The sequence below is a fragment of the Geobacillus sp. 46C-IIa genome (assembly GCF_014679505.1).
Classification (GTDB): Bacteria; Bacillota; Bacilli; order Bacillales; family Anoxybacillaceae; genus Geobacillus.
Genome location: NZ_CP061474.1, coordinates 1,645,910 through 1,657,934, shown reverse-complemented (window position 1 = coordinate 1,657,934; position 12,025 = coordinate 1,645,910). Strand labels below are relative to the sequence as shown.

General features: G+C 53.5%; 12 protein-coding genes. 4 read left to right on the top strand and 8 right to left on the bottom strand.

All coding sequences use genetic code 11. From position 1 onward, the window contains the following. Nucleotides 1–19: 19 nt before the first annotated feature. From IC803_RS08265 to hmpA, 3 genes are all read right to left on the bottom strand, one after another. Nucleotides 20–394: a replication termination protein gene (locus IC803_RS08265; protein WP_063165889.1), complete on the bottom strand. Its 375-nt coding sequence runs from the start codon at nucleotides 392–394 to the stop codon at nucleotides 20–22. A 118-nt stretch (nucleotides 395–512) separates the two neighbouring features. Beyond that, complete coding sequence (purU, locus tag IC803_RS08260) at nucleotides 513–1,415, bottom strand: formyltetrahydrofolate deformylase (protein WP_081207385.1); 903 nt, start codon at nucleotides 1,413–1,415, stop codon at nucleotides 513–515. A 143-nt stretch (nucleotides 1,416–1,558) separates the two neighbouring features. Then, the gene (hmpA, locus tag IC803_RS08255; protein WP_081207384.1) at nucleotides 1,559–2,794 is read right to left on the bottom strand and encodes an NO-inducible flavohemoprotein; all 1,236 of its coding nucleotides are present in this window, start codon (nucleotides 2,792–2,794) and stop codon (nucleotides 1,559–1,561) included. Nucleotides 2,795–2,966: 172 nt separating this feature from the next. Here hmpA and nsrR point away from each other — a divergent pair, with 172 nt between their 5' ends. From nsrR to speE, 4 genes are all read left to right on the top strand, one after another. Further along, entirely contained in the window at nucleotides 2,967–3,413 is a 447-nt protein-coding gene (gene nsrR, locus IC803_RS08250; protein WP_081207383.1) for a nitric oxide-sensing transcriptional repressor NsrR, read from the top strand. A 91-nt stretch (nucleotides 3,414–3,504) separates the two neighbouring features. Next, nucleotides 3,505–4,842 (top strand): hydroxysqualene dehydroxylase, encoded by a 1,338-nt coding sequence (locus IC803_RS08245; protein ID WP_081207382.1) that lies wholly within the window; start codon nucleotides 3,505–3,507, stop codon nucleotides 4,840–4,842. A 25-nt stretch (nucleotides 4,843–4,867) separates the two neighbouring features. Continuing rightward, nucleotides 4,868–5,017, top strand: a complete 150-nt coding sequence (locus IC803_RS08240) for a hypothetical protein (protein WP_184317645.1) — start codon at nucleotides 4,868–4,870, stop codon at nucleotides 5,015–5,017. Nucleotides 5,018–5,098: 81 nt separating this feature from the next. Further along, entirely contained in the window at nucleotides 5,099–5,974 is an 876-nt protein-coding gene (gene speE, locus IC803_RS08235) for a polyamine aminopropyltransferase (protein WP_081207381.1), read from the top strand. Nucleotides 5,975–6,041: 67 nt separating this feature from the next. On the opposite strand, the gene IC803_RS08230 is transcribed toward speE, so the two are convergent. From IC803_RS08230 to treR, 5 genes are all read right to left on the bottom strand, one after another. Beyond that, on the bottom strand, nucleotides 6,042–7,217 hold the full coding sequence (locus IC803_RS08230) for an acyl-CoA dehydrogenase family protein (RefSeq protein WP_081207380.1): 1,176 nt from the start codon (nucleotides 7,215–7,217) through the stop codon (nucleotides 6,042–6,044). Nucleotides 7,218–7,289: 72 nt separating this feature from the next. Beyond that, on the bottom strand, nucleotides 7,290–8,789 hold the full coding sequence (locus IC803_RS08225; RefSeq protein ID WP_081207379.1) for an aminotransferase class V-fold PLP-dependent enzyme: 1,500 nt from the start codon (nucleotides 8,787–8,789) through the stop codon (nucleotides 7,290–7,292). Nucleotides 8,790–8,916: 127 nt separating this feature from the next. Beyond that, nucleotides 8,917–9,363, bottom strand: coding sequence for an acyl-CoA thioesterase (locus IC803_RS08220; protein WP_081207378.1), 447 nt, complete (start codon nucleotides 9,361–9,363; stop codon nucleotides 8,917–8,919). A 329-nt stretch (nucleotides 9,364–9,692) separates the two neighbouring features. Beyond that, nucleotides 9,693–11,105: a Na+/H+ antiporter NhaC family protein gene (locus IC803_RS08215; RefSeq protein WP_081207377.1), complete on the bottom strand. Its 1,413-nt coding sequence runs from the start codon at nucleotides 11,103–11,105 to the stop codon at nucleotides 9,693–9,695. A gap of 203 nt (nucleotides 11,106–11,308) precedes the next feature. Continuing rightward, nucleotides 11,309–12,022, bottom strand: a complete 714-nt coding sequence (gene treR, locus IC803_RS08210) for a trehalose operon repressor (RefSeq protein WP_081207376.1) — start codon at nucleotides 12,020–12,022, stop codon at nucleotides 11,309–11,311. Between the last annotated feature and the right edge of the window lie 3 nt (nucleotides 12,023–12,025).

The following is a 12,025-nucleotide window of genomic DNA, read 5'->3' as shown; positions in this document are numbered from 1 at the left end:
AGAAAAAACAAGGGCGCTCCTAGCTGTAGTTGTCCTCAATGGCCTTGCGAATGAGCGCCGCGCATCGATCAAGCTCTGCTTTCAGCTGGCGTTTATACAGCTTTGCTTTTTCTTGCCCTCCGTCGGCGAACCGGTAATACACGACTTCCTGGTACTTCATCCCTTCTTTTTTCTGCTTCACTTGCTTTAAAATGCCATCTTCGATCAAATCGTGAAGCGCCTTGTACACTTCCGAATGGTTCGGCCGGTAGCCGAACGGCTTAAACTCTTGGCGCAGTACATCAAGCAGCTTCAGTCCGTACAGCCGCTCCTGCTCCGTTAAGGTGATCAAATACAATTTTAAAAACGCACGTTGTTTTAACAGAAAACCGCTGGGCGTCCGTTTCTCTCCCATGAGCTTGTCCTCCCTTCAATGATGTTTCATTCGCCTCACTGAGCGCGAATTCCTGCTTGATTCCGCTTTCTTTTCATTATACCATGCGGGAGAGGAAACATCCTCCCCCCACCCGCTTTCAATAGAACACGATCGTTTTGTTGCCGTGAATGATGACCCGGTCTTCCAAATGCCATCTGAGCGCCCGTGCGAGCACCGTTTTTTCGATTAGGCGGCCGATCCGTTTCAAATCGTCAGGATGATGGCGGTGATCAACGCGGGCGACGTCTTGTTCAATGATCGGCCCTTCGTCTAAATCATCGGTGACGTAATGGGACGTGGCGCCGATCAGCTTGACGCCGCGTTCATAGGCCCGCTCGTACGGCCGCGCGCCGATAAACGCCGGCAAAAATGAGTGGTGAATGTTGATGATTCGCCCAGGAAATTCAGCGACAAACGCCGGCGATAAAATTTGCATGTAACGGGCGAGCACAATCGTATCGATCCGATAGTCGCGAAGCAGGCGGACTTGTTTGGCTTCTGCGTCGGGTTTCGTTTCTTTCGTCACCGGAATATGTACATACGGGATCCCAAGCGGCTCGACCGCGTCGCGCAAGTCGGGGTGATTGCTGATGACAAGGGCGATATCGGCAATCAGTTCGCCTGCTTGCCATTGCCAAAGCAGTTCAAGCAAACAATGTTCCGCTTTCGAGACAAAAATGGCGACCCGCCGAATGTCGTTATGCAGCCGAAGCCGCCACGTCATGCCGAATTCCTCGGCAATCGGGGCAAACGCTGCTTCAATCTCTTCTTTCCGATCGGCGACGTTTAAGCAGTCAAACTCCAAGCGAAGGAAAAACGTTCCGCCTTCCGGATCGGTCGAGTATTGGCTTGATTCGACAATATTTGCCCCATGCTCATAAAGAAATGAGGTGACCGCTGCAACGATGCCGGGGCGGTCCGGACAGGAAATGAGCAGCCGGGCGCGGTGTTCATAACCTTGTAAAAACGATTGCCAGCGATGTTGGCGAAATGTGCTCATCCGTTGTCTCTCCCTTTTCTTGCCGTTATTTAGTTTCCATCATACAAAAAATTGGCGGATTTGCCAACAGGGAAATGTGCATGTCCGCCATAACAAAAGCACCTCCCTGAATGGGAGATGCCTCTTCGATGAGCAGCTGTTCATCAGTCTTTGGTCAAATCGCCGGCCGGGCCGAAAAATTCGTAATGGATGCGCTCCTCCGGCACGCCCCATTGTTTCAGAGCACGGTAGACGGTTTTCATAAATGGCACCGGGCCACAGAAGTAAAAGTCAGCATCTTTGGATGGAATGACCGTTTGCATCCATTTCAAATCGATCCGCCCTTCTTTGCGAAAATGTGGGTGTTTCCGGTCTTCATCGGACGGGAACTCGTAACAAATGTGATATGAAAATGCCGGATTTTCCGCTAAAGCTTGCAACTCTTGATCGAACGCTTGCATGCGGCCATTGAGAGCCGCTTGAAGGAAAGTCGCTTGGCGGTTGGGCTGCCGGATGGCCAGCGTACTTGCCATGCTCAAAAGCGGAGTGATGCCGACGCCGCCGCTTATAAAGACGACCGGCGTTTCTTTGGTGAGATCAAGCGTAAAGTCGCCGGCCGGGGCGCTTACTTCAAGCACATCGCCTTCTTGGATATGGTCATGCAAGTAGTTTGACACAATGCCAGCCGGTTTTTCAGCCGTCGCTCCTTCCCGTTTGACGCTGATGCGGTAATACCCTTTTCCAGGTGCATCTGATAAGCTGTACTGACGGATGTGCGTGTACGTTTCGCCTGGAATCGACAGTTTGACGCTGACGTATTGGCCTGGCAAATAATCGCTGATGGCGTCCCCATCTTCCGGTTCGAAATAAAACGACGTAATGACGTCGCTTTCTTTCACTTTTTTGGCGACGACAAAACGGCGGAATCCGCGCCAGCCGCCGCGTTTGGCCGCTGCTTCATCGTAGAGCTCCTTCTCGACTTGGATGAAAACGGCGGCAATGGCTTCGTACGCTTCCGCCCATGCGGCAATCACTTCGTCAGTGGCGGCGTCGCCAAGCACGTCTTTGATGGCGAGCAACAAATGTTTTCCGACAATCGGATATTGTTCCGGTTGGATGCCTAAGCTCCGGTGTTTATGGCCGATTTGCCGCACGACCGGCAAAATGGCGCCGAGTTGATCGATATAGCGCGCCGCTGCATATACCGCTGCAGCTAAAGCGCGTTGCTGCCGCCCTTGTTTTTGGTTGGCATGGTTAAACACATTCAGCAGCTCCGGATGATTAGAAAACATGAGTTCATAAAACCGTTTCGTAATCTGTTCCCCGTGCTTTTCTAATACCGGCACGGTCGATTTGACGATTTCGATCGTTTTCGGATGTAAAGTTGTGATCGTAGCCATTGTTCCATCCCCTCACAAAACGTGTATTTAAAATACATCTTTTATTCAAACATGGATGGCAACAAAAAGCAATATTTCAAATACATCTTTAACAAATTGTTCACAATTCCCCGTGCGAAGCGGGTATGGTACAATAAAATGGATCATGTTGCATAAAAGGTTGTGGACGGATATGCAGTTAACCAACTACACTGAATACGCGTTGCGCGTCCTCTTGTTTTTAGGGACGCTTGATGAAGGCGAAAAAACGAACATTAAGGAAATTTCCACTGCGTTTTCGCTGTCTGAGCATCATTTAAGCAAAATTGTCCATGAGCTCGGCAAGCTTGGTTACATCGAAACGATCCGGGGGCGCAACGGCGGAATCCGCCTAGCAAAACGGCCCGAGGAGATCATCATTGGTGCGGTCGTCCGCGAGACGGAAGACAATTTGTCGCTTGTCGAGTGCTTTGCCGCCCACGGCAATGAGTGCGTCTTGACGCCTGCATGCCGCCTTCGTTTCGTCCTTCGCGAAGCGCTAGAGGCGTTTTTGCGCGTGCTCGATGCGTATACGCTTGCCGATTTGCTGGAAAATCGGACGTCGCTCCGCACTTTGCTTGGGGAGCGGCGCAATCAATAAACACTCTCCGTCCGAATGACGGGGAGTTTTATTTTGTCTGTTGACAGGCACACTATAAGCAAGCATCGCTGTAGAGAAGGGAGACAGAACGATGAATAGGTACGAAGTGATTGTCATCGGCTCTGGGCTGGCCGGTCTTGCCTGCGCCTGGGAGCTCGTCCGCCGCCGTCATCGTGTGCTTGTGCTTGAGCGCGAACCGGTTATCGGCGGGCGCACCTCGTCGTGGGAAGAAAACGGGATGCTTGTTGAGTCCGGTTTCCATCGGATGATCGGCTACTACCGGGCCCTCCCTCGCCTGCTTGAGAGCGTTGGCGTATCGCCGAATGACATTTTTTACTGGGAGCGGGAGATCGATATATTAAAGGACAGGCGGACACAAGGAACGTTTGGCATCGCCCCGGTGTATGCACCGCTTCGTTTTTTACGCGGGCTGGCGGCCAACAACGACTTGATCGGCCCGATGGGAAAGCTGTCTCTTCTTCCCTTTTTCATCAGGGGACTGTATGATTCGCTCGTCCGCCCGCACGAGCTCGACCGCCTCAGCGTGCTCGATTATGCTCGGCAATGCGGCGTGTCCTCGGAGGCGGTGACATGGCTAGTAAAGCCACTGACGACTGGCATTTTCTTTCTGCCGATCGAGCGGTTTTCCGCCTACGTCTTTTTCGGTCTGATGCGCCCAGCCGTTCCAAGGTTTTATCGCATGCAAATCGGCGCCTTTTTAGGCGGCATGACAGAAGTCATGATGAAGCCGATCGCTGAAGCCATCGAGCGGCATGGCGGCGACGTGCAAACCGGTGTTTGTGTCGAGCAGCTTCTTGTCGAACATGGCCGCGTATCTGGCGTCATCGTTCGAGGCGAACCCATTCGGGCGAAGGAAACGGTGGTGGCTACTTCCCTTGGAGCGGCCAAGCGGCTGCTTGCACCGCATTTTTTGTCCCGTCCGTCTTTCGCTTCGCTGTTTGCGCTGCCGACGATGCCGGCGGTCACCGTGCAGTTGGAGATGGATCAACCGTCGCGTCCGCACGATCGCACAACATTTGCCCCAGAGACGGTGCTTTCTAGCTTCGCGGAGCAGTCGCGGACGACATTTCGCCATGTGCCGGGGCGTTTGTCGATCATTATCGGCGACCCAGAGCGATGGATCAATGCGAGCGAGGAAGCGATTCTTTCCCAAGTCTATGCGGGCGCCGACACGATTGGCTTGCCGCTTGGCGGGCATGTGAGGCAAAGCCGGGTCGTTTCCCATCCGGAAGATTTTCATTCGCTCGCTCCCGGCTATGACCACTTGCGCCCGGGGCAACAAACCGATGTACCTGGTTTGACGCTAGCAGGAGACTATACGCGCCAGCCATACTTTGCGACGATGGAAGGGGCGGTCTTGTCCGGACAGTGGGCGGCAGCGGTCGTCGCCCGCCGCTTCGGCGGATGATGAAAAACGAAAGGAGGAGGAAAAGATGCGAAAACGATGGGTGTCGCTGGCCGCCATTAGTGCGTTGGCGATCAGCCTTTGCGCCGGCTGCGGCGGTAACGACGAGCGGCCGGAAAAACGCAACCAGTCGTCCAATATGGGCGGCGGGATGAACACATCCGGCACCGGCCGCTAATCCCCTTTGTTTGCCACATTTCGCATAATATATTAAGATTAGAAAGGTGTGAGAAAATCCGCAAGACTAAAGGAGGTAACAATGAAACACCAAGGAAACGCCTTACCACCTTATTTACATTGGGACAACAGGGAGCTTTGGCTCACCGAAGATGACCGCGACAATTTAAAAATCAGCTATCGCATCAAAGAGGTGATCTTTGCCGAGCCGTCCGAGTACCAGCATGTCATGATTTTGGATTCGTATGATTTCGGCCGCATGCTTGTTCTTGACGGCGTCGTGCAAACGACCTCGATCGATGGTCATATTTATAACGAAATGATCACACACGTGCCGCTGCAGTTCCACCCGGACGCAAAACGAGCGCTCATCATTGGCGGCGGCGACTGTGGAGCGGCCCGCGAAGCGGCTAAGTACGCCCGTTTGGAGACCATCGACATGGTTGAAATTGACGAAAAGGTCGTCCGGGCGTGCAAAGAACATTTGCCGGCCGTCTCCGGCAACTTATCCGACCCGCGGGTGCAGTTTATTTACGGCGACGGCGTCGCGTTTGTACAAGAAAAAGAAGGCGCGTACGACGTCGTGATGATCGACTCATCCGATCCGGTCGGCCCGGCTGAAGCGCTGTTTTCGCCGGAGTTTTACGCCAATGTGCGCCGTTCATTAAAAGAGGACGGGCTCATGGTGTGCCAAAGCCAATCTCCGATTTTCCATTTGGATATTTTAACACGCACATACCGCAACATTCGTGAACTGTTCCCGCACGTGCTCGTGTACACGGCGGTCGTGCCGACGTACCCGGGCGGGCTGTGGAGCTTTACGATCGGTTCGAAACGGCCGCTCGATTTCCCAGCGCAAACGGCGATTCCCAACGACACGAAATACGTTAATGACGCCGTCTTCCGCCAATGTTTTGCCTTGCCGGAATTTTTGCGTTCGGCGCTTGAGGCGAAGTAATTCGATAAAAAAGCTGTCCTCATGTGTGAAGGACAGCTTTTTTGTTTCTTGCATACAGAAGCCCCTTTTATTGTTCGCTATCAGACAGCGCTCGTTTGGCCAGCCATGCGAGCGTCAAGTCATCGGCGGGCGGATTGTGCAGCCCGGCGCGGACATCGCGGTAATAACGCCCAAGCGGACTGTCAGCGAACAAGCTTTGCCCGCCAACGATGCGCATTGCTCCATCAACAACTTCGAGCGCGGTATTCGTGGCGACCAGCTTGGCGGCGGCGAGCTCCTCTTTCATCTCGGTTCGTTTCTCCGGATAGCGGTCCCATAGGTCCGCGATCGCATATAGAAAATGACGCGCGTGGGTGAGCCGCCATTCCATGTCAGCGATTTTTCGCTGCACTTCAGGCGTTGTGGCAATCGGACGGGATAATGTATTCGGCTGGTACGTTTGCGCGAAGCGGAGCGCTTCATTGCGTGCAGCAATGGCGATGCCTAAGTAACAAGCTGGAACGTGCAACAGCCACCCTTGCGCCGGTGCGGTTTCATTTGACTTCCCGAGCGTTTCCACGAGCGCATCCGTTTCCACTTCCACGCCCTCAAGGACGAGGTCGTCGCTGCGCGTCGCCCGCATGCCGAGCGTGTTCCATGTCGGCTCAATACGGACGCCTGCGGCGGCCATCGGCACAAGGAATTCGCCGACGTCGCCGCTGTCTTCGATGGTGGCCGAAATCAGCACGTAATTTAACGCTGGGGCTAACGAGGCAAACGCTTTGCGCCCGCGGAGCACAAAGCGGCCATCGCGGAGAACAGCCTTTGTTTCCGGTTTTCCGCCGCGCGCGGGGCTGCCGGTCGCCCGTTCGGAATGGGCGCTGTTAATGAGCGCGTGGTGTTGGACGACTTCTTCGGCCAATCGGGCGAGTGTCGATTCCGGCCAGCGGCGGAGCAAAAACAGACGCATCAGAATGCTCGCATGCCATCCGAACGACAAAGCGGTGGCGCCGCTGCCTTGGGCAAGCACTTCTTGCACAAGCACCAATTCATAAAGCGATACCCCTTGGCCTCCGTATTCGGCGGGGACCGTAAGAGACAGAAATCCGGCTTCCTGTAAATCAGTAAAATCGGCGAACGGAAATTCGGCCCGTTCGTCATAATCTGCCGCCCGCGATGCAAACCGCTCAGCAAGGTGCCGCGCTCGTTCATACAGTTCCCGTTCCCGATCATTTCGCACGAGCAAATGGTACAATTCGTTCATCATTCTCCCCTTCTTTTGTTGTTGAGATGATTTCATTGTACCGGTTTTGGCGAAGGGTGAAAACAAAAACGATTAAAAGAGGAAAAAATGCCGGATATATCGGTCATCACCGCGGTGGACAAACTCGTTTTTGGCCGCATCATATTTGTATTCATCTCGCCAGCGGCAGCCATGGCGAGCGATTTGGCGGACAGCGTGAATGATCATGTACACTTCTTCATTCGTCATCGTTGGATGGAGCGATAAACGCACCCATCCTGGTTTGGCGAGGACGTTGCCGCTTTTGACTTCCTTAAGCAAGGCAGCCGACTGTTCTTTGTCAATGCCAAGCAAATAATGGCCGTACGGCCCGGCGCATGAGCAGCCGCCGCGTGCCTGAATGCCAAAGCGGTCGTTCAGCAGTTTGACGACAAGATTATAATGAAGCTCTTCGATCACAAACGAAACAATGCCGAGCCTGTCGCTCCGGTGTCCTTCGAGCACATGAACGCCAGGGATGTCCTGCAGCGCCGGCAGCAAGAGTGAAACGAGTTCTTTTTCCCGAGCGCGCATCTTCGCGACATTCATCTGTTCTTTCAGTTGAATGGCGAGCGCGGCTTTGATCGTTTGCCAAAACGGCGGTGTTCCTCCGTCCTCCCGCTCTTCAATCGCTTCCACGTACTCATAATGCCCCCACGGGTCAGTCCAATACACCGTCCCGCCGCCCGGATGGTCCGGCGCGTGCTGGCGGTAAAGGCGTCCGTCAAACACAAGCACGCCGGCGCTTCCTGGACCGCCGAGAAACTTATGTGGGGAAAAGTAAATTCCATCAAGCTTTTCCATTGGATCGTCTGGATGCATATCGATGCGGACGTATGGGGCGGAGGCGGCAAAATCGACGAAACAAAGTCCACCGTACTCATGCATGAGTCTGGCTAATTCGTGGTATGGCGTCTCAAGACCAGTTACATTCGAGCAGGCGGTGAATGCGCCGATTTTTTGCGGCCGCTGGCGGTAGCGGTCAAGCAATTCGCGTAAATGGTCAAGGTCAACCCCGCCGTTAGCAGTTGGCCGAACCGTTACGACCTCGGCGATCGTTTCGGCCCATGACAATAAATTCGAATGGTGCTCCATATGAGTGACAAAAACGACCGGGCGTTCGTCATTGGTCAGCGCTAGATGTGATTTCCATTGTTCCGGCACACGCAAGCCAAGCAGGCGCTGCAGTTTGTTGACGGCGCTCGTCATGCCCGCTCCTTGCATGATCAGCACATCGCCTCTTCCCGCGTGAACGTGCTGTTTAATGATTTCTTTTGCATATTGATACGCGAGCGTCATTTTCGTTCCGGTCACATTCGACTCTGTATGCGTGTTGCCGACAAACGGACCAAGCTCGCGAACCATTTTCTCTTCAATCGGCCGGTACAGCCGTCCGCTCGCCGTCCAGTCAGCGTAAATGAGCCGTTGTTCGCCAAACGGCGTGGGAAACGGGTGAAATCGGCCGATGGTTCCGTCGCGAAACGGCTGGAAATATGCCTCGAGCTCGCCGCGGCACGTATAGGTCGCACTCCCTATCGTCGCACGAATTGCCATGGTCGTTCCTCCTTTTTCCAGACCGCCTACTCATACAATATGTAGCCATTGGGCGGTTCGGTCCGGAGAAAACGAACGAAGGCGAAAAAAATCCGCCTTGTTGGCGGATAACGCAATTCAAATGTCGTCATTGTTTTTCGCACCTCAGAGACGAATCCGCCTCCTCGGCAGCCGGGACGAGGTATTGCGCGAGCAACGCCCGCAAGTCGTCAGGAAGCGGTTCGCTCACCTGCGCATGAAAATTGAAGTAGACGACCGCTGCTTCTCCAATCGCGATCAGTTTGCCGGTCTCTTCTTCAATAATGCGGTGAATGCATTGAAAGCTTTTGTGGCCGATGCGGGAGACGTTGGTCTCTACACGAAGCCGCCGGCCAAAAAACCCTTGGTTGACAAAATCGCATTTCGCGGATGCCAAAATGAAGTGCCAATCGCCTGCTCGCCCTCCGTAGCTCAACTCATCGAATAGACGAGTGCGCGCCTCCTCTAAATAAATAAAATAGCTAATATTGCTCAAATGGCCGAGCGCATCGGTTTCGCAAAAACGCGGATTGACGGTGATCGTATGTGTTTTCACGTTTCTCCCTCTCCCCTTCGTTTTGTCCCTGCCGCCCTTGACATTCCTTTCTCACTTTTGAGAGAGCTGATCAAGGGCGAGTTCAGCTTTAGGAATGGTCTACGATGCCTAATGGAGTAGCTTTTCAACGTTTCACGCTTTCTTTGGTGAGGTCAAGCGTCTGATGCCTTAAGCATTGTCTAACGCTTTGCTACCGACTAGTCAGTATGTTGTTTTTATCATAGCTTGACTTGCTTATAGATGCAACTGTTTTGTTTGATGATTATTTAGAACACAGTTTTATTTTTATAATAAGGGTGAAGAAAAGGCCGGATGGGACAGCGATCCTTCTAACCGGCCCAAAGCGGCAAAAACACGTACCCGGCCAGCGACAGCCCGGCGCAAATCAGGGAGATGCGCAGCTTGTATTTCGCATAGCCCATTAAATCCATATCCATAATTGCTGCGGTCGTAATCGTTGTATCGCCAAGCGGCGAAGCGAACGCGCCGAACGTTCCACTCGCAAACACCGCGCCGACGGTCATCTCAAGCGGCGCTCCGGTCGCATGGGCAAGCGTGACGCCAAGCGGCATAAAAATGCCCCACGTCCCCCATGATGATCCGATAAAATAGGACAGAAACGACCCGGCTAAAAACACCGCTGCCGGCACGAACGGCCCCGGGAGCCATGTGCCGAACGTCGATGCTACGTACGTTGTAAACCCGAGCTCGCCCGCCACCGCCGATACAGCCCAAACGAGAATGAGCATGCCGATCGGCGCCATGAGTTCGTTGCCCCCGGCAAAAAAGTGATAAATCAGCTCGGAAAGCGACTGCTTGCGCCACAAATAAAACACCATCGACAAAAGGATCGTCACGAACAGCGCCAAAAGCATCGCCCACGTCGCATCGGCTTCGGAAAACGCCTCGAGCCAATCGCGTGCCCCGCGTTGCCGGCCGTCATAGGCAAAAAAGGCAAACGTCAGCCCAAGCAGCAGCGCCAACGGGACAAAAAGATGAAGCGGCTCGCCGGCGATCAGCGCCAGTTCTTTGCGCAGCCCAAGGCCGTGCAGTTCATTCGTTTCCCCTTCCCTTTTTTTCGCCCGCGGTTTGCCAATCCGAATGTTCATCATCGTCGTCAACAGCCCGACAATAAGGGTGATGATGGCAAATAAGTTGTACGGCAAGCTGCGCAAAAAGATGTCATATGCCGATTCACGAATATCGTTTTGCGCCAGCGCTGCCGCCACGACCGAAGTCATAAAGCCGACAAACGCCGTTGCCGCCGGCAAGAGCACGATAATCGGCTCGGTCGAGACGTCGATGATGTACGCCATGCGGCGGCGGTCGATGCGGAACTGGCGAAGCACTGCTTTCATCACCGGCCCAAGCAGCATGATGCGGAACATCGGCATAAAAAACGTCACCGGCACCGTCAGCCAAACAAATAAAAGCAGCCCGCGCTTCGTGCGGATGCGCCCGGAAAGCCTCTCGACAAATCCTTTCATTCCGCCGGTAATTTGCATCATGCCAACGAGCGACCCAAACAAATATAAAAACGCCGCCACTTTTATATGTTCAACATCATTGAGCGAATGAAGAATGGCGGAAACAGCCCGCTCGATCGCGCCGATGACCGACCGTTCAAGACAGAGCGCCCCGACAAGCAAGCCGACCACCAAGCCGGGCAAAATTTCTTTCAGCCAAACGGCGAGTGGAATGATGAGAAGAAACGGCAATAGCGACCACCATGTTCCTTCCACGTCGGCGTCCTCCTTTCCGATGCCGTTGTTAACAAGGATAGCCATAACTCGATTTGTTTATGATTATCAATGGTTATTTAGAACATAGTTTTATTTTAGTATTAATCGGTTGAAGCAACAAAAAAAGCCGCGTCATAAGACGCAGCGTGGCATCAAAAATGTGGGCCGCCATCCTAGGTCTGGGAACGCACGGCTGGGCGCTGTCATTTCCGGCGCGCAAAATCGACAAACCGGAACTTGTCAAGCCGGTGCCGCGATTCTGTATATTGAAACAAGGTGGCGTCGCTTAAATAGACATAGTTTTTGACGACGACGACGCGGTCGTCGCCATTGAGATCCAAATAGCAGCGGTCTTCCTCCGTCGCCTCGTCGACCGACATTTCTTTTTTCGCAAAGCTGATCGGCAAATGCAGCTTTGTTTCCAAGTATTCATAAATCGAGTCTTCGCAAATCTCTTCCGTCAACAGCGGCACATGCTTTTTTAAGAAAAAGTCTTTATCCAAAATGATCCGCTCCCCGCCGATTTCGCGGACGCGCACGACTTTCCACACCTCGTCCTTGCTTGAGGCGCGCAGCTGCTGCCTGAGCTCGCCATCCGGTTTAATGACCGCCAGTTCATGGACGATCGTCCGCACCGGCTGCTTCATCGTTTGCGCCAGCTCTTTAAAGCTGACCAATCCGGAGACCGGAAAGTCGTATTTGCCGACATCAAGCACGATCGATCCTTTTCCTTTCATTTTTTGGATATATCCGTGCTCGGACAATAAATTGAGCGCTTTGCGAATCGTCTCGCGCGATGTCTTATACCGGACAGCAAGCTCGTTTTCCGACGGCAGCTTGTCATACGCCTTCCATTCCCCGCGGCGGATGCGGGAAGCAAGATCATGATAAATGGCTAAATATTTGTTTTCATGCATAAT

Bases quoted from the DNA above. Each gene is read 5' to 3' on its own strand.
- IC803_RS08265 (WP_063165889.1), bottom strand. From the start codon at position 394: ATGGGAGAGAAACGGACGCCCAGCGGTTTTCTGTTAAAACAACGTGCG.
- purU (WP_081207385.1), bottom strand. From the start codon at position 1,415: ATGAGCACATTTCGCCAACATCGCTGGCAATCGTTTTTACAAGGTTAT.
- hmpA (WP_081207384.1), bottom strand. From the start codon at position 2,794: ATGGCTACGATCACAACTTTACATCCGAAAACGATCGAAATCGTCAAA.
- nsrR (WP_081207383.1), top strand. From the start codon at position 2,967: ATGCAGTTAACCAACTACACTGAATACGCGTTGCGCGTCCTCTTGTTT.
- IC803_RS08245 (WP_081207382.1), top strand. From the start codon at position 3,505: ATGAATAGGTACGAAGTGATTGTCATCGGCTCTGGGCTGGCCGGTCTT.
- IC803_RS08240 (WP_184317645.1), top strand. From the start codon at position 4,868: ATGCGAAAACGATGGGTGTCGCTGGCCGCCATTAGTGCGTTGGCGATC.
- speE (WP_081207381.1), top strand. From the start codon at position 5,099: ATGAAACACCAAGGAAACGCCTTACCACCTTATTTACATTGGGACAAC.
- IC803_RS08230 (WP_081207380.1), bottom strand. From the start codon at position 7,217: ATGAACGAATTGTACCATTTGCTCGTGCGAAATGATCGGGAACGGGAA.
- IC803_RS08225 (WP_081207379.1), bottom strand. From the start codon at position 8,789: ATGGCAATTCGTGCGACGATAGGGAGTGCGACCTATACGTGCCGCGGC.
- treR (WP_081207376.1), bottom strand. From the start codon at position 12,022: ATGCATGAAAACAAATATTTAGCCATTTATCATGATCTTGCTTCCCGC.